Annotated in this window: 27 protein-coding genes; 20 read left to right on the top strand and 7 right to left on the bottom strand. The window is 71.2% G+C overall.

Annotated features, from left to right (window positions below):
* The first annotated feature begins 115 nt into the window (after window positions 1-115).
* Genes EDD26_RS05845 through EDD26_RS05830 form a run of 4 tightly spaced genes read left to right on the top strand, consistent with a single transcriptional unit; the run spans window position 116 to window position 3,525 of the window.
* Complete coding sequence (locus EDD26_RS05845) at window positions 116-355, top strand: hypothetical protein (RefSeq protein WP_123696847.1); 240 nt, start codon at window positions 116-118, stop codon at window positions 353-355.
* Window positions 352-1,782 (top strand): purine-cytosine permease family protein, encoded by a 1,431-nt coding sequence (locus tag EDD26_RS05840; RefSeq protein WP_123696846.1) that lies wholly within the window; start codon window positions 352-354, stop codon window positions 1,780-1,782. Before EDD26_RS05845 ends, EDD26_RS05840 begins: the two co-directional genes overlap by 4 nt.
* The gene (locus EDD26_RS05835) at window positions 1,782-2,873 is read left to right on the top strand and encodes an alcohol dehydrogenase catalytic domain-containing protein (protein WP_123696845.1); all 1,092 of its coding nucleotides are present in this window, start codon (window positions 1,782-1,784) and stop codon (window positions 2,871-2,873) included. Before EDD26_RS05840 ends, EDD26_RS05835 begins: the two co-directional genes overlap by 1 nt.
* 25 nt (window positions 2,874-2,898) lie before the next feature.
* Window positions 2,899-3,525: a TetR/AcrR family transcriptional regulator gene (locus EDD26_RS05830; RefSeq protein ID WP_123696844.1), complete on the top strand. Its 627-nt coding sequence runs from the start codon at window positions 2,899-2,901 to the stop codon at window positions 3,523-3,525.
* A 29-nt stretch (window positions 3,526-3,554) separates the two neighbouring features.
* On the opposite strand, the gene EDD26_RS05825 is transcribed toward EDD26_RS05830, so the two are convergent.
* Complete coding sequence (locus EDD26_RS05825) at window positions 3,555-3,977, bottom strand: MarR family winged helix-turn-helix transcriptional regulator (RefSeq protein WP_123696843.1); 423 nt, start codon at window positions 3,975-3,977, stop codon at window positions 3,555-3,557.
* Between the two features lie 103 nt (window positions 3,978-4,080).
* Here EDD26_RS05825 and EDD26_RS05820 point away from each other — a divergent pair, with 103 nt between their 5' ends.
* A complete protein-coding gene (locus EDD26_RS05820; RefSeq protein ID WP_123696842.1) occupies window positions 4,081-4,548 on the top strand; it encodes a DUF6069 family protein in 468 nt (155 codons plus the stop codon).
* 15 nt (window positions 4,549-4,563) lie between these two features.
* On the opposite strand, the gene EDD26_RS05815 is transcribed toward EDD26_RS05820, so the two are convergent.
* A complete protein-coding gene (locus EDD26_RS05815; protein ID WP_123696841.1) occupies window positions 4,564-5,160 on the bottom strand; it encodes a hypothetical protein in 597 nt (198 codons plus the stop codon).
* 303 nt (window positions 5,161-5,463) lie between these two features.
* The gene (locus EDD26_RS05810) at window positions 5,464-6,786 is read right to left on the bottom strand and encodes an MFS transporter (protein ID WP_170165542.1); all 1,323 of its coding nucleotides are present in this window, start codon (window positions 6,784-6,786) and stop codon (window positions 5,464-5,466) included.
* A 235-nt stretch (window positions 6,787-7,021) separates the two neighbouring features.
* Between EDD26_RS05810 and EDD26_RS05805 the strand changes: the two genes are divergently transcribed.
* The 9 genes from EDD26_RS05805 (at window position 7,022) to EDD26_RS05765 (ending at window position 14,390) form a co-directional block, all read left to right on the top strand.
* On the top strand, window positions 7,022-8,419 hold the full coding sequence (locus tag EDD26_RS05805) for an MFS transporter (RefSeq protein WP_148058702.1): 1,398 nt from the start codon (window positions 7,022-7,024) through the stop codon (window positions 8,417-8,419).
* A gap of 10 nt (window positions 8,420-8,429) precedes the next feature.
* The gene (locus EDD26_RS05800) at window positions 8,430-9,260 is read left to right on the top strand and encodes an N-acyl homoserine lactonase family protein (protein ID WP_123696838.1); all 831 of its coding nucleotides are present in this window, start codon (window positions 8,430-8,432) and stop codon (window positions 9,258-9,260) included.
* 52 nt (window positions 9,261-9,312) lie between these two features.
* Window positions 9,313-10,197 carry an SDR family NAD(P)-dependent oxidoreductase gene (locus tag EDD26_RS05795; protein WP_123696837.1) on the top strand — a complete coding sequence of 295 codons (885 nt, stop codon included), beginning with the start codon at window positions 9,313-9,315 and terminating at the stop codon, window positions 10,195-10,197.
* The gene (locus EDD26_RS05790) at window positions 10,190-11,092 is read left to right on the top strand and encodes an NAD(P)-dependent oxidoreductase (protein ID WP_211333833.1); all 903 of its coding nucleotides are present in this window, start codon (window positions 10,190-10,192) and stop codon (window positions 11,090-11,092) included. The genes EDD26_RS05795 and EDD26_RS05790 overlap by 8 nt, the downstream gene beginning before the upstream one ends.
* Window positions 11,089-11,520 carry a cupin domain-containing protein gene (locus EDD26_RS05785; RefSeq protein WP_123696836.1) on the top strand — a complete coding sequence of 144 codons (432 nt, stop codon included), beginning with the start codon at window positions 11,089-11,091 and terminating at the stop codon, window positions 11,518-11,520. Before EDD26_RS05790 ends, EDD26_RS05785 begins: the two co-directional genes overlap by 4 nt.
* A complete protein-coding gene (locus EDD26_RS05780; RefSeq protein ID WP_123696835.1) occupies window positions 11,510-11,944 on the top strand; it encodes a carboxymuconolactone decarboxylase family protein in 435 nt (144 codons plus the stop codon). Before EDD26_RS05785 ends, EDD26_RS05780 begins: the two co-directional genes overlap by 11 nt.
* A complete protein-coding gene (locus EDD26_RS05775; protein ID WP_211333832.1) occupies window positions 11,941-12,849 on the top strand; it encodes an NAD(P)-dependent oxidoreductase in 909 nt (302 codons plus the stop codon). The genes EDD26_RS05780 and EDD26_RS05775 overlap by 4 nt, the downstream gene beginning before the upstream one ends.
* 10 nt (window positions 12,850-12,859) lie before the next feature.
* Window positions 12,860-13,555 (top strand): GntR family transcriptional regulator, encoded by a 696-nt coding sequence (locus tag EDD26_RS05770; RefSeq protein ID WP_211333831.1) that lies wholly within the window; start codon window positions 12,860-12,862, stop codon window positions 13,553-13,555.
* A 61-nt stretch (window positions 13,556-13,616) separates the two neighbouring features.
* A complete protein-coding gene (locus tag EDD26_RS05765) occupies window positions 13,617-14,390 on the top strand; it encodes a carboxymuconolactone decarboxylase family protein (RefSeq protein WP_123696833.1) in 774 nt (257 codons plus the stop codon).
* An 18-nt stretch (window positions 14,391-14,408) separates the two neighbouring features.
* Here EDD26_RS05765 and EDD26_RS05760 read toward each other — a convergent pair whose 3' ends face one another.
* From EDD26_RS05760 to EDD26_RS05745, 4 genes are all read right to left on the bottom strand, one after another.
* On the bottom strand, window positions 14,409-15,383 hold the full coding sequence (locus EDD26_RS05760; protein ID WP_123696832.1) for an Ldh family oxidoreductase: 975 nt from the start codon (window positions 15,381-15,383) through the stop codon (window positions 14,409-14,411).
* 4 nt (window positions 15,384-15,387) lie between these two features.
* Window positions 15,388-15,693, bottom strand: coding sequence for a putative quinol monooxygenase (locus EDD26_RS05755; protein ID WP_123696831.1), 306 nt, complete (start codon window positions 15,691-15,693; stop codon window positions 15,388-15,390).
* Window positions 15,694-15,780: 87 nt separating this feature from the next.
* The gene (locus EDD26_RS05750; RefSeq protein WP_123696830.1) at window positions 15,781-17,040 is read right to left on the bottom strand and encodes a TRAP transporter large permease; all 1,260 of its coding nucleotides are present in this window, start codon (window positions 17,038-17,040) and stop codon (window positions 15,781-15,783) included.
* A 3-nt stretch (window positions 17,041-17,043) separates the two neighbouring features.
* Window positions 17,044-17,682, bottom strand: a complete 639-nt coding sequence (locus tag EDD26_RS05745) for a TRAP transporter small permease (RefSeq protein WP_170165541.1) — start codon at window positions 17,680-17,682, stop codon at window positions 17,044-17,046.
* 285 nt (window positions 17,683-17,967) lie between these two features.
* On the opposite strand from EDD26_RS05745, the gene EDD26_RS05740 reads away from it, so the two are divergent.
* The 6 genes from EDD26_RS05740 to EDD26_RS05715 all read left to right on the top strand — a co-directional run bounded on the left by EDD26_RS05740 (window position 17,968) and on the right by EDD26_RS05715 (window position 26,258).
* Window positions 17,968-18,924 carry a 3-hydroxyacyl-CoA dehydrogenase family protein gene (locus EDD26_RS05740; protein ID WP_123696828.1) on the top strand — a complete coding sequence of 319 codons (957 nt, stop codon included), beginning with the start codon at window positions 17,968-17,970 and terminating at the stop codon, window positions 18,922-18,924.
* Between the two features lie 12 nt (window positions 18,925-18,936).
* Window positions 18,937-19,686: a FadR/GntR family transcriptional regulator gene (locus EDD26_RS05735; RefSeq protein WP_123696827.1), complete on the top strand. Its 750-nt coding sequence runs from the start codon at window positions 18,937-18,939 to the stop codon at window positions 19,684-19,686.
* An 86-nt stretch (window positions 19,687-19,772) separates the two neighbouring features.
* Window positions 19,773-20,810, top strand: a complete 1,038-nt coding sequence (locus EDD26_RS05730; RefSeq protein WP_123696826.1) for a TRAP transporter substrate-binding protein — start codon at window positions 19,773-19,775, stop codon at window positions 20,808-20,810.
* A gap of 93 nt (window positions 20,811-20,903) precedes the next feature.
* A complete protein-coding gene (otnK, locus tag EDD26_RS05725; RefSeq protein WP_123696825.1) occupies window positions 20,904-22,163 on the top strand; it encodes a 3-oxo-tetronate kinase in 1,260 nt (419 codons plus the stop codon).
* A complete protein-coding gene (locus EDD26_RS05720; protein ID WP_123696824.1) occupies window positions 22,160-22,780 on the top strand; it encodes a class II aldolase/adducin family protein in 621 nt (206 codons plus the stop codon). The genes otnK and EDD26_RS05720 overlap by 4 nt, the downstream gene beginning before the upstream one ends.
* 76 nt (window positions 22,781-22,856) lie before the next feature.
* Entirely contained in the window at window positions 22,857-26,258 is a 3,402-nt protein-coding gene (locus tag EDD26_RS05715; RefSeq protein WP_123696823.1) for a TM0106 family RecB-like putative nuclease, read from the top strand.
* Window positions 26,259-26,393: the final 135 nt, after the last annotated feature.

The following is a 26,393-nucleotide window of genomic DNA, read 5'->3' as shown; positions in this document are numbered from 1 at the left end:
TGCCATCCGGAGTTGACGACAGCGCCATCGTGCCTCAGTATGACGCTAAACCAAATCGGATTTGGTTTACGGCCGCGAGCGCGGCCCGTCCCCTGCCATGGCGAAGGAGCCGGCGATGACGTCACCCCAGCAGAGCGCGACCGCAGCGTCGCACCCGACCGTGTTCGAGCGCACGCTCGTCGCCGGCGGCACCGATCCGGCGGTCGCCGCCGAGCTCGAGCGCCGCATCCAGATCGTCGAGCACGACGAGCGCGACGAGCCGTCGCGACTGCCGATGACCGGCCGCGAGATCGCGGTCTACGTCGGCGTCTCGGTCGTCGCGGTCGTCATCGGCCTCCTGGTCGTGGTCCTGTGAGCGCGCGCGGCGAGGCCGTCGTCGACCCGAAGCTCGCCAACGAGCACGTCTTCGGCACCTTCCCGCTGCTGAAGAAGGAGCGCTTCTGGAGCGCCCTCGACTTCACGTGGGTCAACACCGCCCTCGCGATCGCGACGTGGGCGTTCCTCGTCGGCGGCTCGACGGCGCTGCTCGTCGGCTTCGAGGCGGGCATCGCCGCGATGCTCATCGGCAACGCCATCGGCCTCTGCTTCATGGTGCTCGCCTCCGTCGTCGCCTCGCAGCGCTGGGGCTCGGAGCAGTACACGCTGCTGCGCGGCGCCTTCGGCGTCGTCGGCGTCGGCATCATCGTCTTCACCGTCATCCTCGTCACCGAGATGGGCTGGTCGTCGCTGCTCGCCGTCATGGCCGGCCGCGCCACGAGCCAGGTCGCCGCGACCTTCGCCGGCACCGACCTCGGCCAGTACGGCCCGGTCGTCACGATCGGCGGCCTCGTCGCCATCCTCATCGCCTGGTGGGTGCTCTCCCGCGGACCCGTCACGATCGGCCGCTTCAACGCGATCATCGCGCCCGGACTCGCCGTCGTCACCGTGATCATGATGGTGTTCCTCGTCGTCAACACGTCGTGGGACGCCCTCTTCACCGCCTCGCCGATCGCGCCGTTCGACGACCCGACGCTCAACTTCATGGTGGCGGTCGAGTTCAACGTCGGCGTCGGCGTCTCCTGGTACCCCGTGATGGGATCGCTCGCGCGCATGACCCGCAGCCGCAAGGCCGCCGTCTGGCCCGCCTACGGAGCACTGCTCGTCGCCACGCTCATCGCGCAGATCGTGGGCATGGCCGCCGCGCTCACGCTCGGCGACTCCGACCCGACCGTCTGGATGGTGCCGTTCGGCGGCGCGATCCTCGGCGCCGCGGTGCTCATCTTCATCGCCTTCGCCAACATCACGTCGATGTCGTCGATCGTCTACTCGACGATCCTCGCCATCCGGCAGTCGTCCGGTGGGCTGCTCGCGAAGGTGCCGTGGAAGGTGCTGACCGCGTCGTTCTTCATCGTGCCCGCGATCATGACCTTCTTCCCGCAGTTCATGTACGAGCAGTTCATGATCTTCGTCTCGGTCTCGGGCGCCTTCCTGACCGCCGTCTGCGGCATCGCCGTCGCCGACTACTTCGTGCTGCGCAAGCAGCGCGTCGACCTCCGCGAGCTGCACCTCGGGCAGCGCGGCACGCTCTACGCCTTCGCCGGCGGCATCAACTGGGCCGGCCTCATCGCGCTCGTCGCGGGCGCCGCGTTCTACCTGTGGCTCTACAACCCGATCACGCTGGAGACGCAGGCCGTCTTCTCGGTGATCACGGCATCCCTGCCCGCAGCCATCGTCGCCGCGGTCGTCTACCTCGCGCTCTCCGCCGTGCTCTACCGCGGCCGCGCCACGGAGGTGGTGCGCTGATGGCGACCACGCGCGCAGCCGTCTACAGCGGCAAGCCCGAGCTCGACATCCGCGAGGTCACCCTCCGCGACCCCGGCCCCGGCGAGGTGCTCGTGCGCATCGGCGCCTCGGGTGTCTGCGGCTCCGACCGGCACGTGCTCGACGGCGACTGGGAGATGCCGCAGCCGACGATCATGGGCCACGAGGGCGCGGGCGTCGTCGAGGCGGTCGGCGACGGCGTGCGCAGCCTCGAGCCCGGCGACCACGTGATCATGACGTGGTTCTACCCGTGCGGCGTCTGCACCAGCTGCCGCGAGGGCCGCACCTGGGTGTGCACCGGCTCCGGCTCGGAGGCGTGCGTGCTGCCGGATGGGTCGACCCCGATGACCCTCGACGGCGCCATCGCCTACCCCTACCTGGCGGTCGGCTCGATGAGCGAGCGCGTCGTGGTGGCCGAGCAGGCCGCGATCAAGGTGCCGAAGGAGCTGCCGTTCGACGTCGCGGCGCTCATCGGCTGCTCGATCGCGACCGGCGTCGGCGCGGTCGTCAACGACGCCGAGCTGAAGGCGGGCCGCTCCGCGCTCGTCATCGGCGCGGGCGGCGTGGGTATCAGCATCATCATGGGCCTCGCGCTCGCCGGCGCGAGCCCGATCATCGTCGCCGACGTGACGGATGCGTCGCTCGAGCTCGCACGCGAGTTCGGCGCGACGCACACGGTGAAGTCGGATGCGTCGCTCCCCGACCGCATCCGGGAGCTCGTGCCCGAGGGCGTCGACGTCGCGTTCGAGGCGATCGGCCGCCCCGACACGATCGCGATCATGCCGGCCACGCTCAAGCGGGGCGGCACCGCGGTCATCGTCGGCCTGCCGCCGCAGGACCGGCCGGTGCCGATCGACGCGCTCGCGCTCGCCGAGGAGGGCAAGTCGCTGCTCGGCTCGAACTACGGCTCGACCGTGCCGGCGCGCGACTTCCCGATGCTCGCGCAGCTCTACCTCGACGGCCGCCTGCCGATCGACCGGCTCATCACGAACCGCATCCCACTCGACGAGGTGAACGACGCCTTCGACCTCATGCGGTCGGGCGCCCGCGGGCGAAGCGTCATCATGTTCTGAGCCCCCCGCAACCGAACGGAGCCTCGTGGCCAGGCCGAAGCACCGCATCCTCTCCCCGCAGCTGATCGCGGGAGCGGCGCTTCGGCTGGTCGCGAAGCACGGCGACTTCACGATCCCGGGTGTCGCCGCGGCGCTCGGCGTGCACCCGTCGTCGCTGTACCACCACCTGCCCGGCGGGCGCGCGGCGATCGTGCACCGCATGCGCGAGGAGCTGTACGGCTCCATCGACCTCGGGCGCGCGCTCGACGCCTCCGAGGCACCGCTCGAGCGGCTGCGGCTGTGGATGCGGGCGTACCGCGCGGCCACCGCCCGCGTCCCGGCCGTCGTGCCGGTGCTCGTCGGGGCGCCGGTCGAGGACTTCCGAACGCTCGAGATCTACGAGGCGCTGTTCGTCATCCTGCGGGATGCGGGGGTGCCGGTCGAGCAGCGGGTCGCGTGCTCGGCGATGGTCGATGCGCTCGTGCTCGGGTCGGCCGTCGACGCCGGGTCGCCAGCGCCGCTGTGGCGCAGCGAGGGGCACGACCTGCCGGAGCTGCGAGGGGTCGTCGCCGCGCGAGATGATGCGGACCGCGCGCGCGCGGGCTTCGAGCTGGGCGTCGAGGCGGTCGTGGCCGCGGTGTCGAGCCTCGCGGTGCCGACGCGCGTCGCCTAGGGCGCACGTCGGCTGATTCTCGGAGCGCGCTACGCGCCGTCGACGAGCTTGGCGAGCAGCGACCGCAGCTGCGCTCGCTCTGCGGCATCGAGCGCACGCATCGCGGTCGACTCGGAGGTCACGGCGCCCACGAGGCGTGCACGGATCTCCACGCCTGCCGGGGTCGGCGCCAGCAGCTTCACGCGTCGATCTGGCCCAGCGGTCCGCTCCGCCACGCCGCGGGCTTCGAGCTCATCGGCGACGCCGGTGACGTACGAGGCATCGACGAGCAGCCGCTCGGCGATGCGTCGCATCGGCATCGGCTCGTCGAGCAGGAGCAGCACGCGCGCCATCGACGGCGTGATGCCCATGGGTTGCGCGGCTCTCGTGAGGTCCGCACCCGCGAGCGCGGCCGCGCGGTGGGTGAGCATCGCGAGCTCGCGCGTCTCCTGCAGGGCATCCGGCTCCGTCACCCCGCCAGAGTACTTGGGCAAATCAATGCTTGACCTGGTCAAGCATTGCGCGCATCATGAGGTCACGAGGACCCCGCATCGGGGTCGTGGCGGAGGAGGAATCATGACGAACGCATCCCAGCCCGGTGCAGCTGCAGCGCAGGTCGAGCTGCCCGCTGCCCCCGGGCACTCGCCGGGCCGCCGTCGCGGCCGTAGCCTGCTCGCGCGCGGGCTGCTCAGCGCGGGCATCGCGACGGCCGTCAACCTGGCGATCCTCGCGGCCGCCTCTGCTGCCGGCGCGTCCATGGTGGTGGCGCAGGGTGGATCGGAGATCGCGGTGGGACTCATCCCGGTGCTCGTGGCGACCTTCGTGCCCCTCGCGCTGGCGACGGTCGTCGCGTGGCTGCTCGCGAAGCGCTGGCCGCGCAGCATTCCGGTGCTCGCGTGGGTGGGCCTCGCCGTCGCGGCGCTGTCGACGACCGCGCCGCTCTCCGGCGCCCTCGACACGGGCACCGGCATCGCGCTGGCGCTCATGCACCTCGTCGCGGGGGTGAGCTGGTTCACGGCGCTCCGCTCGCAGCGCCGCCGCTGACTCGCCGCAGTGGTATCAGGCCGCGAGCGGCTCCCCGCAGTCCCGGCACGTGGCGGCGACGGGCACGACCATGAAGCAGTTCGGGCAGGTGGTCTCGCGCATCACCGCGGGCGGCGGGGTCGGCGCGGCCGCGGCCGCGCGGCTGCGCGACGGCTGAGCGCTGCGCGACGGCCGCGCCGGCCGAGACAGCACCGGCGCGAGCACGCTGGGCGTGCCGCCGTCGGCCGGCAGCTCTGCGCCGAAGGCGCGGTAGCACTCAAGGCGGTCCTCGGCGGCGCGCTGCTCCCGGGCGCGTGCGTCGAGGAGACCCGACGCCCCGGGGTGGCTGTCGCCGACCCGGCGCTCGGCGGTCACGCAGAGGGACGCGAGCCGCGGCTCGCCGCGCTGCTCAGCATCCGCCGCGACCGAGCCGAGGACGCGGCCGATCCACTCGGGCGCTGGCTGGTTCGTCGAGATGCCGGTGCGCTGCTGCACCTGCGCGCCGAGGTCGTCCTCGGTGATCCAGGCTCCGTACTCGTGAGCGGTGTCGATGAGCACCTCTCGGGCGGCCGGCCACCACTGGCGGATGGCGTCGGCCTGCGAGACGTACTTGCCGTTCGCGAGATGGGGCATGGAACCTCCTCGGGGCTGCGGCTTCAACGGTACGCGGGTTGGGGCGCGGGGGTTGACGACCGGATGGCGATCGGGAGGTGCAGCGGAGAAACGAGGTGGTCTCGATACGCGGTCGGCTGCGCCGACTGCTACTCGACCGGCAGGGAGGGAGTTGGTCTCGATACGCGGCCGGCTTCGCCGGCTGCTACCCGACCAGCGAGTGGGGTGGTCTCGATACGCGGTCGGCTTCGCCGACTGCTACTCGACCAGCGAGTGGGGGTGCCGCCGGCGGAGCAGGGTGCTGCGCCGCCGGCGGCGCGAGGGTTACGCGTCGAGGGTGGCGCGCTTGCTCGGGGCGGTCTCCGGCGACAGCAGCGCCGAGCCCAGCGAGATGACCGCGGTGATGAGCACGAAGACGCCGATCGCGACGGTGGTGTCGAAGGCGGTCAGCAGTGCCACGCAGACCACGGGCACGAGGCCGCCGAGGGCGCTCGTCAGCTGGAACGCGAGCGACGAGCCGGTGTAGCGCAGGTTCTGCGGGAAGAGCTCGGGCAGGAAGGCGCCCTGCACGCCGTACATGATCGCCCAGGTCAGGATGCCGACCGAGACCGCGAGCACGATCACCGGCGCCGACGCGGTGTCGAGCAGCGGGAAGAACACGAAGCCCCACACGGCAGTGGCGATCGCGCCGACGACGTAGAGCGGGCGGCGGCCGATGCGGTCGGAGAGCCGACCCGTGTAGAGGATGACGGGGATCGAGAGCGCGCTGCCGACGACGAGACCGGTGAGCACGATCGACGTGTCGGCGCCGATCTGCTTGAGGTAGGTGACGCTGACGATCGTGAAGACGTAGTAGCCGCTGAACACGACGGCCGTCGCGCCCATCCCGAGCAGCAGGCGCTTCCACTCGAAGCGGAAGACGTCGGCGACCGGCACCTTCGCGACCGCGCCGGCGGCCTCGAGCTGCTTGAACACCGGCGTCTCCTCGAGCCGCAGGCGGATGTAGATGCCGACGATCAGCAGTACGGCGCTCGCGATGAACGGCAGGCGCCAGCCCCACTCGAGGAACTGCTCGTCGGTGGTCGCGGTGACGGTGAGCAGCACCGCGCCGTTGGCGAGCAGCAGGCCGAAGGGCGATCCGAGCTGCACGAAGCTCGTGCCACGGCCGGCCAGCTTGGGGTCGCCGGACTCCGAGATCATGAGCACCGCACCGCCCCACTCGCCGCCGACGGCGAAGCCCTGCACGAGGCGCAGCAGCACCAGCAGCGCCGGCGCGACGATGCCGACGGTGCCGAAGGTCGGCAGCGCGCCGATCAGGATGGTCGCCACGCCCATGATGACGAGCGTCGCCATCAGCGCCTTGCGACGGCCGATGCGGTCGCCGAGGTGCCCGAAGACCGCGGCGCCGACGGGCCGAGCGAAGAAGCCGACCGCGAAGGTGGACAGCGACAGCAGCACGCCGATCGCAGGGTCGTCGCCGGGGAAGAAGAGCGCCGGGAAGACGAGCGCGGCGATCGTGCCGTAGACGAGGAAGTCGTAGAACTCGAGCGTGTTGCCCACCACGCTCGCGACCATCACGCCCCTGGGCGAGAGCCCACGCCCTGATGGATTGTCGGACAGTACGTCGTCACCGATGGTCGTGCTCATGGCGTTCCTCCGCGTCGTTGCGAATCGTTCAGCCTGATGGCGCGCGCTCAGATGGAGGCGCACCCTGATTGTCAGGCAATCATACGGACAGCACCGCGAAGCGCAAGACCTGTATGGGCGGCACTGAGCCTTGCACGGGCCGTTCAGGAGGCCGAAACACCCGACTTGACATTTTGTCTGACAATCAGGCACTCTTGCTCCGCGCGCTGCTGCGCGCCAGTACAAGGAGGTACTCGTGAGCACCAGCTCTGCAACGGCCGGAGCGCCGTCGAAGGCCAAGGTCGCAGTCGCGGTCGCGGTCGGCAACTTCATGGAGTGGTTCGACTTCGCGGTCTACGGCTTCTTCGCCGTGATCATCGGGCAGCTCTTCTTCCCGCCGGACACGTCCGAGTTCGTCGCGATCCTGTCGTCGCTGGCGGTCTTCGCGGTCGGCTTCTTCATGCGCCCGCTCGGCGGCTTCATCCTCGGCCCGATCGGCGACAAGTACGGCCGCCGCGTCGCGCTCGCGATCTCGATCCTCGCGATGGGCATCGCCACGACGATCATCGGCCTGCTGCCGACCTACGCGACCGTCGGCATCTTCGCCCCGATCCTGCTGGTGCTGTGCCGCTGCATCCAGGGCCTCTCGGCCGGCGGCGAGTGGACCGGCTCGGCCGCGTACCTCATCGAGTCGACCCCCACCGCGCACCGCGGCAAGTTCGGCAGCGTCATCTCGGCGACCGCCGCGCTCGCGACGATCGCGGGCAGCCTCTTCGCGCTCTTCCTCAACAACACGCTCGCGGAGGAGGACCTGCTCAGCTGGGGCTGGCGCGTGCCCTTCCTGATGGCCGCGCCGCTCGCGCTCATCGGCCTCTACATCCGCATGCGGCTCGGCGAGACGCCCGTCTACAAGGCCGTCACCGACAAGCACGAGGTCGAGAAGTCGCCGATCCTCCGCTCCTTCAAGGAGAACTGGCGCCCCATCCTGCTCACCGTCGCGATCGCGGCCGTGCAGGGCACCGGCTTCTACTACCTCGCGACCTTCATCGTGAACTACCTGATGACGACGGTCGGGATCGAGCGCCCCACCGCGCTCGCGATGAGCGCCACCGGCCTCACGGTCTACATGATCCTGTGCCCCATCGCCGGCGCGCTCTCCGACCGCTTCGGCCGCCGCCGGCTCAACATCATCGGCACGATCGGCTACGTGATCCTGCCCATCCCGGTGTTCATGCTCATGTCGGGCGGCTCCTTCGCCCCGGTCGTGTTCGGCATGATCCTGCTGACGATGACGCAGGCGCTCGTGAGCGTCACCACGGTCGTCATGCTCGTCGAGCTCTTCCCCGCTGCGAACCGCTCGAGCGCCAGCGCGATCGGCTTCAACTTCGCCCTCGCCTTCATCGCCGGCCCCGCCTCCTACATCGGCACCTGGCTCGCCGGCGCGACCGGCAACCCGGTCTCCCCCGCCTGGTACCTCGTGGTGCTCGCGCTCATCGCGCTGCCCTTCATCTGGAAGTGGCTGCCCGAGACCGCGGGCCGCGACATCACCTCCGAGTACCAGGCCGACCGCGGCGACGTGCTGGGCGTCGACCTCGGCCACCTCGAGGATCATGTGGGCACGGCGAAGACCACGCCCACGGCAGAGCAGCGCTAGGAGCAGGCGGATGACGAACCCGGTGTCCGACGAGCGGTCGACCGCAGCAGCGACCAACCGCGTCACGATCGTGCAGTACGGCACGCGACAGGGCCACAAGTCGGAGGTGTACCTCAACTGGGGCATCTACGGCCGCCCCGACGAGCCGATCGGCATGGACTACTTCTTCTGGCTCATCGAGTCGGCAGCAGGCACGATCGTCGTCGACACCGGGTTCTCCTCCGAGGGCGGCGCCAACCGCGCCCGCACCTTCCTCGTGCACCCCACCGAGGCGCTCCGCGCGCTGGGCGTCGACCCCGCCTCCGCCCCGGAGGTGCTCGTCACGCACGCGCACTACGACCACATCGGCAACCTCGACGCCTTCCCCGGCGCGCGCGTCACGATCGCCGCCGCGGAGCGCGACTTCTGGTCGAGCGGCATGGAGCGGCGGGCGCAGTTCCACCACTCCGTCGAGGACGCCGAGCTCGAGGCGCTGCGGCGCATCGAGGCGGAGGGGCGGCTGCGCACCTTCGACGACGAGCTCGAGATCGCACCTGGCGTGCGGATGCTCCGGGTCGGCGGGCACACGCCGGGGCAGTCGATCGTGCTGGTCGACACCGCCGACGGCACCGTCGCGCTCGCATCCGACGCCATCCACTACTACGAGGAGCACGACGACGACGTGCCGTTCGCCTACGTCGCCGACCTGCCCGCGATGTACGCCGGCTTCGACCTGCTGCACGCGATGGTCGCAGACGGCCGCGTGCAGCACCTCGTCTCGGGGCACGACCCCTCCACCCTCGACCGCTTCGGGCGCATCGCCGACGGACCGCTGCCCGGGCTCACCGCCCGCATCGGCTGACCCTCGACATCCACGAACGACGACACGACACCGACACAGGAGACCGCACACCATGACCGCATCGAAGAGGTTCGAAGGACTCGTCGCCGTCGTCACCGGCGCGGCCGGCGGACTGGGCGCCGCATCCGCGCAGCGCCTGGCCGCCGAGGGGGCGCGCATCGTCGCCGTCGACCGCGACGAGCGCATCGTCGAGGCCGCCGCGCAGCTGCCCGGCGAGGCCCTCGGCGTGGTCGCCGACATCGCGGATGCGTCCGCCGTCGACGCGTACATGGCCGCCGGGGTCGAGCGCTTCGGCCGCATCGACCGCTTCCACCTCAACGCCGGCATCTTCGGCTCGTTCTCGTCGCTCCCCGACCTGAGCGTCGACGACTTCGAGCAGGTCATGCGCGTCAACGTCACCGGCCAGTTCCTCGGCATCCGCGCCGCCTTCCGCCACTACCGCGACCAGGCCGCCGCCGGAACGTTCACCGGCGGCGCGATCGCCGTGACCGCATCCATCGCCGGGCACCGCGGATCGGCCGACCTGCTGCCGTACCAGACCTCGAAGCACGCGGTCGTGGGCCTCGTGCACGGCGCCGCCGTCTACGGCGGCCCGCTCGGCGTGCGCGTGAACGGCGTGGCCCCGGGCATCGTGCCGACCCAGCTCTTCGCCGCGGCCGCGAGCCAGAAGGGCGGCGGCAACGACATGGTGCAGCGCGCCTCGACGACGCCACTGCGGCGCGCGGGCGGGGCCGACGAGATCGCCGGCGCCGTGGCCTTCCTGCTGTCGGACGACAGCTCGTACACGACCGGTGAGATCGTCGCGGCCGACGGCGGCGCATCCATCGTCAACACAGTGCGCCCTGCCGGTGGCGCGGGCGCGTGGGACACAGCTCCCGGCGACGCGGCGCTCTACGCCGACTGGGCGCGCTTCGGCGAGGAGTCGACACGTGGCTGAGCGCATCGGCTTCATCGGCCTCGGCAACATGGGCGGGCGCATGGCCCGCTGCATCACCGGCGCGGGCGACGCGCTGCTCGGCTTCGACCCGCGCGCAGCAGCGATCGACGAGGCCGGCGCCTCGCCGGCCGCGAGCGCCGCCGACGTCGTCGCCGGCAGCGACATCGTGCTGCTCTCGCTCCCCGACTCGAAGGTGGTCGAGGCGGTCGTCTACGGCGACCCCGCCTTCCTCGACGCGGTGCACGAGGGCCAGGTGATCGTCGACCTCTCGACCGCTGCGCCCGAGTCGACGCGGCGCATCGCCGCCGACCTCGCCGAGCGCGGCGCTACCTACCTCGACGCCGGCATCTCGGGCGGCGCCGCGGCGGCCGAGAAGGGCACGCTCACGCTCATGGTGGGCGGCGACGCGGATGCGCTCGAGCGCGTGCGCCCGGTGCTCGACCGCTTCTCGGAGCAGGTCTTCCTGTGCGGCGGCTCCGGCGCGGGCCACACCGTGAAGCTGCTCAACAACTTCCTCAACGCGATCGCCCTCTCGGCGACCGCCGAGGTGATGGTGGCGGCCAAGAAGGCCGACCTCGACCTGCAGACGGTGCTCGACGTGCTGAACGCGTCGTCCGGCGTGAACTTCGCGACCCTCAACCGGTTCCCGAAGATCATCCACGGCGACTACCTGAAGGGCGGGCTCACGAACACGCTCATGCTCAAGGACGTCACGCTCTACCTCGAGCTGCTCGCCGGGCTCGGCGTCTCGAGCCTCAACGCATCCGGCCCCGTCGCCGCATTCGGGCTCGCCCGCGCGCTCGGCTACGCGGACGAGATCAGCAACACCGTCGTCGACGCGATCGGCGACGTCTCCGGGGGCGTGCGCCTCCACGACCGGAAGGACGAGGCATGAAGATCAAGCACCCCAGTGACTACGACGGCACCCGCGGCAAGCCGGGCTCGCAGTTCACCGGCGACGTCTACCCGTTCGTCACGATGGCGCAGACCGACGGCGTGACGATCAACACCGTCGACTTCACCCCGGGTGCCCGCACCTTCTGGCACCACCACGAGCACGGGCAGATCCTGCAGGTGCTCGCCGGCCGAGGCCTGGTGTGCGCGAACGACGAGGTGCACGTCATCCGCGCCGGCGACACCGTCTGGTGCCCGCCGGGTGAGCGGCACTGGCACGGCGCCGCCCCCGACTCGTACATGGTGCACACCGCCATCTCGCTCGGCGAGACGGTGTGGGCCGACGCCGTCGGTGACGACGAGTACGCACAGCAGCCGCTCGATGGAGCGACCGCGACCGATGGGAAGGACCAGGGCGATGTTCGCTGAGGGTACGCATCAGGAGACCTACGACGAGGGCCTCGCGATCCGCAAGGAGGTGCTCGGCAGCGAGCACGTCGAGCGGTCGATGGCGAAGGTCAGCGCCTTCTCGCAGCCGATCCAGGACTACGTGACCGAGTTCTGCTGGGGCGGCATCTGGTCGCGCGACGGGCTCGAGCGCAGCGAGCGCAGCCTCGTCAACATCGGCATCCTCACAGCGCTGAACCGGTCGCACGAGCTGGGCGTGCACATCCGCGGCGCCGTCCGCAACGGCGTCACCGTGCAGCAGATCCAGGAGGTGCTGCTGCAGACCGCCATGTACGTCGGTGCGCCCGCGGCGCTCGAGTCGTTCCGCGTCGCCGAGAAGGTGCTGCGCGACGAGCTCGGCGATGAGGCGGTCGACGGCGCGCACGCCTCGGCCGGTCAGCAGTGAGCCCCAACGTCGCCCTCATCGGGCTCGGGAACATGGGCACGCCGATGTCGCGCCGGCTCGTCGACGCCGGCAGCTCGGTGCGCGGGTACGACCTCGTGCCTGAGGCGCGCGAGCGGCTGCGCGACGGCGGCGGCACCCCGGCCGACACCGCGCCGGAGGCTGCGCGAGAGGCCACTGCGGTCATCCTCATGCTGCCGAACTCGGATGTCGTGGACGCCGTCGCCGACGAGCTGCTCGAGGCGGGCGCGATCGGCGAGGGCACGCTCGTCGTGGACATGAGCTCGTCGGAGCCGGCCCGCACGCGCGTGCTCGCGGAGCGGCTGGCGGATGCCGGCGTCGCGTTCGCCGACGCGCCCGTCTCCGGCGGCGTGCGCGGCGCCGAGCGCGGATCGCTCACGATCATGCTCGGGGCTCGCGACGCCGATCGCGAGCGCGCGCACGCGCTGCTCGCGCCGCTCGGCCGCGTCGTCGACTGCGGCGACGTCGGCGCCGGGCACGCGATCAAGGCCCTCAACAACCTCCTCTCCGCCACCCACCTCTGGGCGACGAGCGAGGCGATCGAGGCCGGCCGGCGCTTCGGCCTCGACCCGGAGGTCATGCTCTCGGTGTTCAACGGCTCGAGCGGCAAGAGCGGGTCGACCGAGAACAAGTGGCCCAACTTCATCCTGCCCGAGACGTTCGACTCAGGCTTCGGCCTCCGGCTGATGCTGAAGGACATGCGCATCGCGACGAACCTGGCGGCGCAGGTCGGGATGCCGTCGCGGCTCGGCGAGGACGCGGTCGACCTGTGGGCCGAGGCGGCCGAGGGGCTCGCCTCCGACGCCGACCACACGCGCGTCGCCGAGTGGATCGCGGCCCGCGCGTCGCCGGACGGCGGCCAGGGGGCGCAGGTGCGCGATGAGTAGCATCGCCGATGTGACCGAGTCGGCAGCGCAGCGGTGGGGCGTCTCCCCCGTCGGCAGGCTCGCCGCGCCGGTGAAGGAGCAGGTCGTCACCGCCATCCGTGACGCGATCCTCGACTTCAAGCTGCGACCGGGCGACCGGCTCGTCGAGCGGGAGATCATCGAGTCGATGGAGGTCTCGCGCGCGACCGTGCGCGAGGCGATCAGCGTGCTCGCGAGCGAGGGCCTCGTCACGATCGTGCCCCAGAAGGGCGCGCACGTGACGCAGCCGTCGCTCGACGACGCGGAGGACCTCTACGAGGTGCGCGCGTCGCTCGAGTCGCTCGTCGTGCGCCGGTTCATCGACCGGGCCACTGACGAGGACGTCGCCAGGCTCGTCGCGACCGTCGACCGCATGGCGGAGCGGCTCGACGAGCCCCCGACCATCCTCGACTTCCTCAAGGCGAAGGACGAGTTCTACGACGTGCTGCTCGCCGGCGCCCGCTCCTCGTCGCTCACCCAGCTGCTCGGCAGCATCCAGGCTCGCGTGCGCCTGCTGCGCGTCAGCTCGCTCTCCACCGCCGACCGCCTCCCCCAGGTCGTGCGCGAGATGCGCGAGATCGTCGACGCCATCTCGGCCCGCAACCCCGATCGGGGTGCCCGCCTGATGGCGGAGCACATCCACATGGCGTCGCGCCTCGCGCTGCGCACCCTGCGCGCGCAGTCCTAGCGACGCATCCCCACCGACCGCGCCTCGGCGCGGCCGTCAGCGAACCTCCGAAGGAGCAGCCATGACCCTCACCCCCCGACAGCAGCAGTCGAAGGACACGTTCATCGAGCAGCGAGGCGCGGGCGCCTGGAGCCCGCTGTGGGAGTCGATCGCCAAGATCGACCCCGAGTTCCTCGACGCCTACCGCGAGCTCTCGATGGTGCCGTGGCGCAAGACGCACCTCGATGCGAAGACGAAGGAGCTCATCTACATCGCCGTCGACGCGAACGCGACGCACATGTACCTGCCGGGCGTGCGCCAGCACATCAAGGCGGCCTTCGCGCAGGGCGCGACGGTGCAGGAGATCATGGAGGTGATCGAGTGCGCCTCGACCCTCGGCATCCACGCGATGAACATCGGCGTGCCGATCCTCGTCGAGGTGCTCGAGGAGCAGGGGCTGCGCACCGGCCCGGCGGAGCTCGACGCCCACCAGCAGCAGCTCAAGGACGACTTCACGCAGACGCGCGGCTACTGGCACGACTTCTGGAACGAGATCCTCGAGCTCGACCCGGAGCTGTTCGAGGCGTACACCGCGTTCTCGAGCGTGCCATGGCGCACGGGGACGCTCGAGCCGAAGGTGAAGGAGTTCGTCTACATCGCCTTCGACACCGCGGCCACCCACCTCTACAAGCCCGGCCTCAAGCTGCACATCGAGAACGCGATCGGCTACGGCGCGACCGCCGGCGAGATCCTCGAGGTGATGGAGATCGCCAGCGTCATCGGCATCCACGCGGCGACGACCGCCGTGCCGATCCTGGTCGAAGAGGCTGAGGCGGCGGGCAAGCCGCTCTCCTGAGCATCGCGGAGGCTGTCCTCAGCGCAGGCTGCGGACAGCCTCCACGATCGCGTCGTCGACCTCGATCCACCCGCGGGCGCGCGCCTCGGCGCGCTGCGCCATCGACCGCTCGAACGGCATGCGGACCGGCTGCGCCGCGTCCACCGGTCGGGTGCCGCGCATCAGGTCGGCGAACCCGTCGACCGACGCCGCGAATCCGTCATCAGCGATCAGGTCGGGGCGCAACGCGATGGCGAAGAACCCGAAGTCGCGCAGCTCGCCGGGCTGCGCCGGGCTGCCGGCGAGCATGCCGAGCAGCTGCACCGCGAGCGCCAGCCCCGACCCGCGGTGGCCGCCCCACGCGGCGAGCGCCCCACCCAGCGCGGCGGCAGGCTCGTCGGTCGGATCGCCGTTCGCGTCCAACGCGACACCCGGCGGCAGTCGCTCGCCGCGGCGTCCCGCGAGCACGACCTGCGCGTGGATGATCTGCGAGGTGCCGATGTCCCAGATCACCGGCGCGTCCTCGCCCGGGAAGCCGATGCAGAACGGGTTCGTGCCGAAGCGGGCCTCGGTGCCGCCCTCCGGCGCGACCCAGGGAGACGCGTTCGAGGCGATGATGCAGACGAGCCCGCGCTCGACGAGCTGCTCGGCGAAGAAGCTGAGCATCCCGGTGTACCAGGTGCCGTCCAGTCCCACGACGGCGATGCCCGCGGCTTCCGCCTTCTCGCCGAGCACCTCCGTCGCGCGCTGGGCGGCGAGGTAGCCGATCGCGTCGCCGCCGCGCAGCCGCGCGGATACCGGCGTCTCGCGTTCGACCACCACCTCGGTCGCCGGCGGACGCCCGCCAAGGCGCTCGGCGATCGAGAGGATGCGGGCGAGCCCGCTGAAGCCGAGCCCGCGCAGCTCGCAGTCGAGCAGGTGCTCGGCGATGCGCGACGCATCCGTCGCCGGGTAGCCGATCACGCGCAGGGCCGCCTCGGCCGTGGACGTCGCTTCGGCGATCGTCAGGCGCACGTGGTTACTCGATGACGCCGTCGCCCGAGTAGCCCACGACGACGCGGCTCTCGAGCATCGGGATGATCTGCATCTTGCCGATCGACGCGAAGTGGGCGCTCTCGCGGTGCGCGGTGAACGCCTCTTCGTCCCGGTAGACCTCGACGATCGTGAAGACGTTCGGCCGCTCGAGGTCACGGGCGATCGAGTAGGAGATGTTGCCCTCCTCCTGCCGGCTCGCCTCGGCGAGCAGCGGCAGCCGCTGGGCGACGCGATCGGCGGTGTCGGGCTTGGCGGTGTAGGTCGCGATGGCGACGTAGTGCTGGCTCATGGCAGGCCCCTTTCGATCCGTTCAGCGTAGGCGTGACGACATGGAGAACGCCCGCCCCAGCTTCCCGGGGCGGGCGTTCGACCCTGGCTAGAACCAGCCGAAGGCGACCGGCAGATACGTCACGCCCGCGAGGAACGCCAGGCAGATGCCGAACCAGGGCAGCATCGCCGGGATCACCTGCGAGATCGTCGTCTTGCCGATCTTGCACGAGACCAGCAGGCAGAGGCCGACGGGCGGCGTCAAGAGGCCGATGCCGAGGTTCACGACCATCACGAGGCCCAGGTGCACGGGGTCGATGCCGACCGCCGTCGCGACGGGCAGCAGCAGCGGCACGAAGACGATGAGGGCGGCGTTCGTCTCGATGACCGTGCCGATCACCAGCAGCAGGATGTTGATGAGGAGCAGGATCACCAGCGGGTTGTCGGTGAGCGCGAGCAGCGCCGCCGTGATCTGCTGCGGGATCTGGCCCGAGATCAGCGCCCACGAGTACATCTGCGCCGCCGCGATGACCAGCATGATGACGCCGACGAGCAGCCCCGACTCCGTGAGCGAGTGCACGAGCTTCTTGAGCGTCAGCTCGCGGTGCAGGAAGAAGCCGACGATGAGCGCGTAGACGACCGCGACCGCGCCGCCCTCGGTCGGCGTGAAGACGCCGAGCCGGATGCCGCCGATGATGACGACCGGCAGCAGCAGCGACCAGCCCGCGCGGCCGAAGGCGCGCATCACGTTGCCGAAGCTCTCCCGTGCCTCCGCCGGCTGCTTCTGCACGACGGCGAAGATGTACGCCGCGACCATGAGGACGACCACGAACACGACGCCGATGATGAGGCCGTAGAAGAACAGGTCGGCGATCGACGCCTGCGCGAGCACGCCGTAGACGATCAGGTTGATGCTCGGCGGAATGGTGACGAACATCGCACCGGCGGTCGCCATGACCGACACCGCGTAGTTGCGCTGGTAGCCGCGGGCGATCATCTGCGGAATCATGAGGCGGCCGACGTTCGAGGTGTCGGCGACCTGCGAGCCCGAGATGCCGCCGAAGATGGCGGTGGTCAGGATCGTGACGTGCGCCAGGCCGCCGCGGATCGAGCCGACGATCGCGTAGGCGAAGTCGACGAGCCGCTGGGTGATGCCCGAGGCGTTCATGAGCGCACCGGCGAGGATGTAGAGCGGGATGGCGAGCAGCGGGAAGCTGCGGATGCCCGCGATCATGCGCTGGGCGGTGACCTCGAGCGGCACGGCGGAGAAGAACTCCAGGCCGAACATCGAGGCGAGGGCGAGGGCGACGCCGATGGGCGCGCCGACCAGCAGGAGGAGCGCGAACGAGCCGAGCAGTGCGAGCGGCATGGGTCAGTCCTCCTTGGAGCGGTTGGGCGCGGATGCGTCGCCGGGCCCGCCCGGATCGCGCGTGCCGCTCGAGTCGGCTGCGAGCTCGTGCTCGAGCTCCTCGATGAGCAGCTGGTCGGGGTCCTCGAAGAGCGTCGTGATGCGACCCATCGTGAAGAGCACGGCGCGCTCGATCGAGAAGACGACCGAGAGCGCGCCTCCGACGATCACCGCCGCGTAGACCCACGACACCTTCGCCGGGATGCCGAAGCCACCGGAGATGCCGGCGAGCAGCTGGCGGTCGGCCGCGGGCAGCAGGTTGATCGTCAGCACGATGAGCACTGCGAACATCAGCACGTTGAGCGCCGCGATCCCGATGGCGATGCCCTTGGCGATCCCGCCGGAGAACCGCTTCGTGATGAAGTCGAGGGTGAGGTGCTCACCGCGTCGCAGGCCGAGCGGGATGGCGAGCATCGTGACCCACACGAACATGCTGATCGCCAGCTCCTCCGACCAGACGGTCGGGCTGTTCAGCGCGTAGCGCGCCGCCACCTGGACGAAGATGACCAGCGCCATCAGTCCGAGGCCCACGACGACCGCCCAGGACACGATCTTGTCGATCGCTCCGAGGATGCCACCGGAGAGCCCTTCGGGGCTCGGCATCCATCTCCGCTCTTCCATCGCGGTCTCTCCCTTGAATCCACGGCTGCGCAGGCGGCGTCCGTTCGGGACGCGGCGTGCGGAGTGCTGACTGGTCAACCAGTACTGAGTCACTGGTCTACCAGTAGGAGCACAATCCGCGCAACATTCCGAGAACGGACCCGGCAATAGCGGGAAATCGCGTCGCCAGTGGTTGACCACTTGACATGGGTTACGCACATCTCGCACAATCAGAGCACGCAGCCGCCTCGCACCGGGGCCACGCAGAACACCACTCGAGGGAGAGACATGCAGCTCGACGCGATCACCATCGCCATCGTCGGATCGGGGTACATGGGCGGCGGCATCGCTCAGGTGTTCGCCCGCGCCGGCGGACGCTGCGTGCTCATCGACGCCGAGCCGCGCCGCGCCGAGGCCGGCCACGCCCGCGTCATCGCCGAGGCGAAGGACCACGCCGCCCGCGGCTACATCTCGGACGAGCAGGCAGCCGCGGTCGAGGCGAACCTGTCGTGGGCCGGCTCCCTCGCGGAGGGCGTGCAGGGCGCCGACATGGTGCTCGAGGTCGTATTCGAGGAGATCGGTGTCAAGCACGCCGTGCTTCGCGAGATCGAGGCGGCCGTGGCGGACCACGTGATCATCGCCACCAACACCTCGGCGATCCCGATCGGCGAGCTCGCCGAGGTGCTCGAGCACCCCGAGCGGTTCCTGGGCGTGCACTTCTTCAACCCGGCGACGCTGCTGCCGGGCGTCGAGGTCATCCCCCACGCGACCACCGACGCGGCACTCCCGGACCAGCTCGTCGAGCTGCTCGCGCAGACGGGCAAGGAGCCGGCCGTCGTCGTCGACTCCCCCGGCTTCGTCTGCAACCGCCTCCAGTTCGCACTCTTCCGGGAGGCGGCCCGCATGGTCGAGGACGGTCACGCGAGCGCCGAGCAGATCGACACCATCGTGCGCGCCTCCTTCGGCTTCCGACTCGCGCTCTACGGACCGTTCGCGGTCGCCGACATGGCCGGCCTCGACATCTACGCGAACTCCTACACCTCGCTCGAGAAGGCGCTCGGCGATCGCTTCACCGTGCCGCCGTCGCTCAAGGAGCGCGTCGACGCCGGCGATCTGGGCATCAAGACGGGCGGCGGCTACCTCGGCCTCAGCGAAGCCGACGCGCAGGCGATGGTCGCCGCGCGCGACAACGCCTACAGCGAGCTCGGCAAGCTGCGTCGCACCCTGCAGTCGGCAGACCGCTGAGAGCATGACGTCATGACGCAGACCGAACCACAGCCCCCGCAGGCCACGAACGGCAACGTCCGTGCCGAGATCATCCACGCGCTCTCGACGCGGATGTTCTCGGGCGACGACCTGACCGGGTCGAAGCTCCCGAGCGAGCGGCAGCTGGCAGAGGAGCTCGGAGTGGGACGCGCCCAGGTGCGTGAGGCCATCCAGTCCCTCGGCCTGCTCGGCGTCGTCGACATCCGGCACGGCGACGGCACCTACCTGCGCGAGTCCGGCTCCGACCTGCTGCCGCGCGTCATCGAGTGGGGCCTGTTCCTCGGCGAGCCTCGGGTGCTCGACCTCATCGAGGCCCGCCAGTACATCGAGGTCGCACTCGCTGGGCTCGCCGCTCGCCGGGCGACCGACGATGACATCGCACAGATGCGCGCCTCGCTCGAGGCGATGGACCGCGTGTCCGGCGACGAAGCCGCGTTCGTCGACCTCGATGTCGAGTTCCACCGCGTCATCGCGGCCGCGGCACGCAACACGGCGCTCGCGGACGTCCTCTCCAACATCACGTCGCTGCTGCGCGTGTGGATGGCGAGATCGCTCCGCGCAGCCGGAGAGACGACCAGCTCGCACGGCGAGCACGTCGCGGTCGTCGACGCCATCGCGTCGCGCGACCGGCGCGCAGCCGAGTCGGCGATGCGCCAGCACATGCGCCACGCGGAGCGCCGACTCAAGCGAACGCTCGGCGACGCCCCGTCGCAGATCCAGGTCCGACACTTCCCCGACTAGACCCCCCAACACAACCGGCTCGGGTGGCTCACCCTCCCGAGGTGGCTGCGCCGCGCCCTCCAGCGCACCAACCCAAGGAGAAATCAATGAAGATCCGATCCAACCGACTCGCGACGACGGCCGTCGCCGCACTCGCGGCGAGCGCCGTGGTGCTCACCGGCTGCTCCTCGTCCGGAGGTGCCGCGCCGGGTGGCGCACCCGCCGCCGATGGCGCCATCGCCCCCATGACCCTGACGCTCGGCCACGCATACGCCGTCGACAGCCTGCAGCACCGCGCCGCGGAGCAGCTCGCCGAAGAGGTCTCCACGCTCAGCGACGGCGCCATCACGATCCAGGTGTTCCCGGCCGCGCAGCTCGGCAGCTGGGAGGAGATGCAGGAGGGCCTCGAGATCGGCTCGGTCAACATGGTGATCGAGAGCCTCGGCTCGCTCGAGCGCTACACCGACCTCGCCGCCATCGAGGGGGTGCCGTTCCTCTACGAGGACGCCGAGCACTTCTTCGAGGTCTGGGACGGCCCGATGGCCGAGGAGATCCTCACCACGGTGCGCGAGGACTCCGGCTTCCAGCTCATCGGCGCGCTCTACCGCGGTGGGCGCCAGCTCAACTCGACGCGTCCGATCGAGTCGGTCAGCGACCTCGCCGGCCTCAAGCTGCGTGTGCCGAACCAGCAGACGTACATCGACACGTGGCAGGCGCTCGGCGCCTCTCCGACGCCGATGGCGCTGAACGAGGTCTTCTCCGCCATGGAGCAGGGCGCCATCGAGGGCCAGGAGAACCCGATCGACGTCGTGCGCTTCTCGTCCTTCTACGAGGTCGCGCCCTACGTGACCGAGACCAACCACCTGTACGGCAACTTCCACTTCCAGATGTGGGGCGACACCTTCGACGGCTACCCCGCCGAGGTGCAGGAGATCCTGCTCCAGGCTGCCGACACCGTGTCCTCGACCTACCGCGAGACCTCGGTCTCGGAGGCCGAGGCGAACCGCCAGTTCCTCGTCGACGAGGGCGTGGAGTTCCACGAGATCGACCTCGAGGAGTGGCGCGAGCCGGTCGCAGGCCTGATCGACGACGCCGACCCGCAGGTCCAGGAGTGGGCCGAGGAGATCCTCGCCCTCCGAGGCTGAGCCACCGCTGCGCGGCCGTCCACCCGGGCGGCCGCGCAGCACCACATCCATCGTCGCCGCCCACCGGCGACCGCACGCAGCAGGAGGAACGCCATGCAGCTCGGCGTCATCGCAGACGACTACACCGGGGCCACCGACCTCGCTGGCATGCTCGCGAGGCTGGGGCTCCGCGCCGTGCAGCACCTCGGCGTGCCGACCAACCGCGCCGCGAGCGACGCCGACGTCGTCGTCATCGCGCTGAAGTCGCGCAGCATCCCCGCCACCGAGGCCGTCGAGCAGTCGCTCGCCGCCGCTCGCTGGCTGCTCGAGCAGGGAGCACCGCGCCTGTTCTTCAAGTACTGCTCGACCTTCGACTCCACCGACCGCGGCAACATCGGACCCGTCGCAGCGGCGCTCGCCGATCTCCTCGACGCCGAGTCGGTCGTCTTCGCCCCCTCGGTGCCTGAGAACGGCCGCACCACCTACCGCTCGCACCTGTTCGTGCACGACCTGCTGCTCTCCGAATCGCCGATGCGCGACCACCCGATCAACCCGATGCGCGACTCGGATCTCCGCCGCGTGCTCGCCGCGCAGGTCGACGAGCCGGTCGCGGCCGTGCACGCCGACGTGGTCGAGCGCGGTGCAGCGGCCGTCCGGGCGGCGCTCGTCGACGCATCCGCCGCCGGCACCCGCTTCGTCATCGCCGACGCCACCTCCGACGAGCACCTCACGACGCTCGGCGCGGCGCTCGCCGATGCCAGGCTCGCCACCGGTGCCGCTGGGCTCGCGCTCGGCATCGGCCGATCGGCGCTCACGGAGCGCTCGACGGCCGCGGACGACTTCCGCGTGCCCGCCGGCCCTGCCGCCGTGCTCTCCGGCTCCTGCTCCGCTGCCACCCGCCGGCAGGTCGCCCGCCACCGGCAGGCGCATCCCTCGTTCGAGCTCGACGTGCGCGCGCTCGCCGAGGGCGACGCCGCGATCGATGAGGCGATCGCATTCCTCCAGACGCACGCCGACGAGCGGCCCCTCGTCTACTCGTCGAGCGATCCGGACGTCGTGGCCGGCATCCAGGCGGACCTCGGCGTCGACGCATCGGCCGCCCTCGTCGAGCGCGCCTTCGGCCGGATCGCGGCCGCGGCGGTCGACGCCGGCATCCGCCAGCTCGTGATCGCCGGCGGTGAGACGAGTGGCGCGGTCGTCAACGGACTCGGCGTGCGGTCCCTGGCCATCGGTCCGGAGGTCGACCCCGGCGTGCCGTGGACGGCGAGCGGCGGCGAGACGCCCGTCGCCCTGCTGTTGAAGTCCGGCAACTTCGGTCAGGACGACATCTTCACCCGGGCCCTCGACACGGCACCCACCGGAGCGACCCGATGACCGGCGTCGCTGCGGAGCTCGTCCGCTACGGGCAGCGACTCGATCGACTGGGCATGTGCCCCGGCACGAGCGGCAACATCAGCGCCCGCGTCGACGACCGCATCCTGGTCTCTCCCACCGGCGCCTTGCTCGGCGAGCTCGACGCGGACCGGCTGAGCGTGCTCGACCTCGACGGTCAGCACGTCGACGGACCGCCTCCGACGAAGGAGGCGGTGCTGCACGCCGCCGTCTACCGCGTGCGCGCTCACGCCACGGCGATCGTCCACCTGCACTCGCCGTGGGCGCTCGCGGCGTCGTGCCTCGACGACCTCCCTCGTGAGGACGCCCTCCCCGCCTACACGCCCTACTACGCGATGCGCGTCGGCGTGCTGCCACGGGTGCCGTACGTCGCGCCCGGTCAGCCGGGGCTCGCGAGCGCCTGCGCGGACGGGTTCGCGTCGGACGAGCGGGCGCGGGGCGTGCTGCTCGACCGCCACGGCCTGGTGACGGTCGGCACGTCCGTGGGCGACGCCGCCGCGATCGCGGAGGAGCTCGAGCTCGCCGCGCGGATGCACTTCCTGCTCGACGGCCGGGCGGTCACGCCGCTGAGCGCTGCCGAGCGCGCCATGCTGGCCTGAGCGCATCGCGCGTCCCGGGCGCTCCTGGCCGACGCTGTCACCCGCGCTCCGTAGGCTCGCTGCCAAGGAGGCGACGTTGATCCTCGAAGCCGGCGATGTGCTGCTCACCGCGAGCGACCTGACGCGTGCGAGCACGTGCGAGTGGCAGGTGCTCACCGCGCTCGACGCGAAGCTCGGCCGACGCGAGCCTGTACCCGTCGAAGCCGACGCGATGCTCGACCGCACCGCCGAGCTCGGCGACCGGCACGAGGAGGCGCTGCTGGAAGTGCTCCGCGCCCGCACCGACGTCGTCGAGATCGCCAAGGGGCTCGACGCGGAGGGACGCTCGCTCGCCGTCGCGATGACCCGCAAGGCCGTGGACGACCGCGCCGACGCCATCTTCCAGGCCGCCTTCGAGGGCGAGCGCTTCTTCGGCTACGCCGACTTCGTCGAGCTCGACGACGAGGGCAGCTACGTCGTCTCGGACGCGAAGCTCGCCCGCCGCGCGAAGGTGACCGCGCTGCTGCAGCTCGCCGCCTACGCCCGCGCCTTGCGCTCCATGGGCGTGCCGGTCTCCGACGAGGTGCGGCTGCTGCTCGGCGACGGCCGCGTCAGCGTGCACCAGCTGCGCGACATCGAGCCGGTGCTGCTCGAGCGGCGCGCGCGGCTCGAGCAGATCGTCGACGACCGGCTCGAGGCCGACGCCGCGCTGCCCTGGGGCACGGACGGCATCCTCGCGTGCGGCCAGTGCGCGGCGTGCGCTGAGCAGATCGCGCTGCACGACGACGTCTTCCAGGTGGCCGGCATCCGCAAGCAGCAGCGCGACCGGCTGCGCGCGGCCGGCATCACCACGATGCCGCAGCTAGCGGATGCCGCGGCCGGCCCACCCGGGATGGCCGCGGCGACGTTCGCCTCGCTGCAGCGGCAGGCGAGGTTGCAGCTGCGCTCCCGCGACGCATCCGCCGTGACCTTCGACGTCGTCGACGACGCAGCCATCCGCGAGCTGCCGCAGCCGTCGCCCGGCGACCTGTTCTTCGACTTCGAGGGCGATCCGCTCTGGCAGCAGGGCGACATCTGGGGGCTCGACTACCTCTTCGGCGTGCGCGACGCCAACGGCACCTTCACGGGCTTCTGGGCACATTCGCTCGCCGAGGAGAAGCAGGCGCTCATCGACTTCCTCGCCTACGTCGACGAGCGGCGGCAGCGGCATCCCGACCTGCACATCTACCACTACGCCTCCTACGAGCGGACCCACCTGCTGAGCATCGCCGCCCGCCACGGCGTCGGCGAGGAGCAGATCGACGACCTCCTGCGTGGCTCGGCGCTCGTCGACCTCTACCCGGTCGTGAAGCGGTCGCTCGTGATCGGCAGCCCGAGCTACTCGCTCAAGAAGCTCGAGCCGCTGTACATGCCGGGCTCGCGGATGGGCGAGGTGACGAACGCTGGCGACTCGATCGTGTGGTTCCAGCAGGCGACCGAGCTGCGCGAGGCCGGCGAGGCGGCGAAGGCAGACGCGCTCTTCGCGCAGATCGAGGAGTACAACGCCTACGACGTCGAGTCGACGCAGTGGCTGCGCGACTGGCTGCTCGAGCTCGTGGCGGAGGGCGCCGAGGGGGCGCCGGTCCGAGACGCCTCACCGCCGAAGGAGCTCTCGCCGGAGCGCGCCGAGGTCATCGCAGCGCGCGAAGCCCTCGTCGAGCGGCTGCTCACAGGCGCCGGTGACGACCCTGCCGATCGCACGCCCGACCAGCTGGCGCTCGCGCTCGCTGCCGCCGCGGTCGGGTACCACGCGCGCGAGCGCAAGACCTTCTGGTGGGAGCACTTCAAGCGGCTCGCGGACCCGCTCGACGACTGGCGCGACCAGCGCGACGTCATCACGGTCGACGAGGTGCTCGAGGTCGGGCCCTGGGAGCAGGCGAAGCAGAGCCTCGTGCGACGCGTCCGCTTCCGCGGCACGGTCGGGCCGGGCACGCGGCTCTCCGACGAGACGACGCAGCAGTTCGCCGTCTACGAGCCGCCGCACGTGCCCGGCGACGACCCGAATGCGTGGCGCTCGACGCACGCGAAGACGACGCTGATGCTCGACGAGGACGTGTTCGAGCTCGTCGAGAGCGCGGGCCGCCACACCACGGCGATCCCGTGGAAGGCGACGCCGATCGCGCTCACGCCGGCGCAGCCGCCCAACAGCGCGCCGCTCGAGCAGTCGATCGAGCGCTGGGCCGATGCCCTCGCCGACGCGCTCGAGGACGGCGGCGAGCTCCCGGCGGCGCTGCCCGACGACGCCTCCCTCGACGTGCTGCGGCGCCGGGCGCCTGCTCGGCTCGCCGCGGTGGAGGGCGACGGCACGACCGACGCGATTGTCCGCTCGCTCGCCGAGCTGGACGCATCCTTCGTCGCCGTGCAGGGCCCGCCCGGCACCGGCAAGACCTACACCGGCGCGCGGGTGATCGCTGAGCTCGTGGGCCGTGGCTGGCGGATCGGCGTGGTCGCGCAGTCGCACGCGACCGTCGAGCACATGCTCGAGCGCGTCGTCGACGCGGGCGTGCCGGCCGAGCGGGTGCTGAAGAAGCCGCGCGAGGGCGACGTCGACGCGCACGCGTGGACGTCGGTGAAGGATGCGTCCGAGGCGCTGGGCGGCGAGCCGGGCGTGATCGGCGGCACGGCCTGGGCGTTCGCGGGGCACGCGAACAAGGGGTTCGCGCCGCTCGACCTGCTCGTCATCGACGAGGCCGGGCAGTTCTCGCTCGCGAACACGGTCGCCGCGGGCGGCGCGGCGCGGCGCCTGCTGCTCATCGGCGACCCGCAGCAGCTGCCGCAGGTGAGCCAGGGCACGCACCCGGCGCCGGTCGACGGCTCGGCGCTCGGCTGGCTCTGCGATGGCGAGGCGGTCATCCCAGAGCGCTTCGGCTACTTCCTCGGTACGTCGTGGCGGATGCATCCGGAGCTCTGCGCGGCCGTCTCCGACCTCGCCTACGACGGGCGGCTCGGCGCGCACGACTCCGCGCGGCGTCTGACCGGCGTCGAGCCAGGGCTCGAGCCCGTCGCGGTGCGGCACGCGGGCAGCACGACGTCATCGGCGGAGGAGGCGGATGCGGTCGTCGCGATCGTGCGCGACCTGGTCGGCCGCGAGTGGCACGACGGCACCGTCGCCCGGCCGCTCGATCCGCGCGACGTCATCGTCGTCGCGCCCTACAACGCGCAGGTCGGGCTGCTGCACGACCGGCTTGCCGCCGCGGGCTTCGGCGACGCCTCGGTCGGCACGGTCGACCGCTTTCAGGGGCGGGAGGCGGCGGTCGTGATCGTCTCGATGGCGGCGTCGAGCGCGGTCGACGTGCCGCGCGGCATCGAGTTCCTGCTGTCGGTGAACCGGCTCAACGTCGCGATCTCGCGCGGGCAGTGGCGGGCGTACCTCGTGCACTCCCCGGGGCTCCGCGCGCACCTGCCGCCGACGCCGGAGGGCGTCGCGCAGCTGAGCGCGTTCCTGCGGCTGCTCGGCTGAGCCGCGGCGGTCGGCGGTCGCGAGCGCCGGCGATCGTCACCGTCCGGGCCGACCCCTGGCCACGCATCCGCCCCTCTGTGAGACTCGGGGAGCGCGCCGGTGCGTCACCGCCTCGGCCGCGGCGCACTCGCGCCA

Origin of the sequence: Agrococcus jenensis (assembly GCF_003752465.1) — a bacterium.
Classification (GTDB): domain Bacteria; phylum Actinomycetota; class Actinomycetes; order Actinomycetales; family Microbacteriaceae; genus Agrococcus; species Agrococcus jenensis.
The sequence above is the reverse complement of the archived record's forward strand: the minus strand, read 5'-3'. Positions and strand labels throughout refer to the sequence as shown.

Coding starts and splice junctions, on each gene's coding strand:
- EDD26_RS05845 (WP_123696847.1), top strand. CDS start 116: ATGACGTCACCCCAGCAGAGCGCGACCGCAGCGTCGCACCCGACCGTG.
- EDD26_RS05835 (WP_123696845.1), top strand. CDS start 1,782: ATGGCGACCACGCGCGCAGCCGTCTACAGCGGCAAGCCCGAGCTCGAC.
- EDD26_RS05820 (WP_123696842.1), top strand. CDS start 4,081: ATGACGAACGCATCCCAGCCCGGTGCAGCTGCAGCGCAGGTCGAGCTG.
- EDD26_RS05815 (WP_123696841.1), bottom strand. CDS start 5,160: ATGCCCCATCTCGCGAACGGCAAGTACGTCTCGCAGGCCGACGCCATC.
- EDD26_RS05810 (WP_170165542.1), bottom strand. CDS start 6,786: ATGAGCACGACCATCGGTGACGACGTACTGTCCGACAATCCATCAGGG.
- EDD26_RS05800 (WP_123696838.1), top strand. CDS start 8,430: ATGACGAACCCGGTGTCCGACGAGCGGTCGACCGCAGCAGCGACCAAC.
- EDD26_RS05795 (WP_123696837.1), top strand. CDS start 9,313: ATGACCGCATCGAAGAGGTTCGAAGGACTCGTCGCCGTCGTCACCGGC.
- EDD26_RS05785 (WP_123696836.1), top strand. CDS start 11,089: ATGAAGATCAAGCACCCCAGTGACTACGACGGCACCCGCGGCAAGCCG.
- EDD26_RS05780 (WP_123696835.1), top strand. CDS start 11,510: ATGTTCGCTGAGGGTACGCATCAGGAGACCTACGACGAGGGCCTCGCG.
- EDD26_RS05765 (WP_123696833.1), top strand. CDS start 13,617: ATGACCCTCACCCCCCGACAGCAGCAGTCGAAGGACACGTTCATCGAG.
- EDD26_RS05755 (WP_123696831.1), bottom strand. CDS start 15,693: ATGAGCCAGCACTACGTCGCCATCGCGACCTACACCGCCAAGCCCGAC.
- EDD26_RS05750 (WP_123696830.1), bottom strand. CDS start 17,040: ATGCCGCTCGCACTGCTCGGCTCGTTCGCGCTCCTCCTGCTGGTCGGC.
- EDD26_RS05745 (WP_170165541.1), bottom strand. CDS start 17,682: ATGCCGAGCCCCGAAGGGCTCTCCGGTGGCATCCTCGGAGCGATCGAC.
- EDD26_RS05740 (WP_123696828.1), top strand. CDS start 17,968: ATGCAGCTCGACGCGATCACCATCGCCATCGTCGGATCGGGGTACATG.
- EDD26_RS05735 (WP_123696827.1), top strand. CDS start 18,937: ATGACGCAGACCGAACCACAGCCCCCGCAGGCCACGAACGGCAACGTC.
- EDD26_RS05730 (WP_123696826.1), top strand. CDS start 19,773: ATGAAGATCCGATCCAACCGACTCGCGACGACGGCCGTCGCCGCACTC.
- otnK (WP_123696825.1), top strand. CDS start 20,904: ATGCAGCTCGGCGTCATCGCAGACGACTACACCGGGGCCACCGACCTC.
- EDD26_RS05720 (WP_123696824.1), top strand. CDS start 22,160: ATGACCGGCGTCGCTGCGGAGCTCGTCCGCTACGGGCAGCGACTCGAT.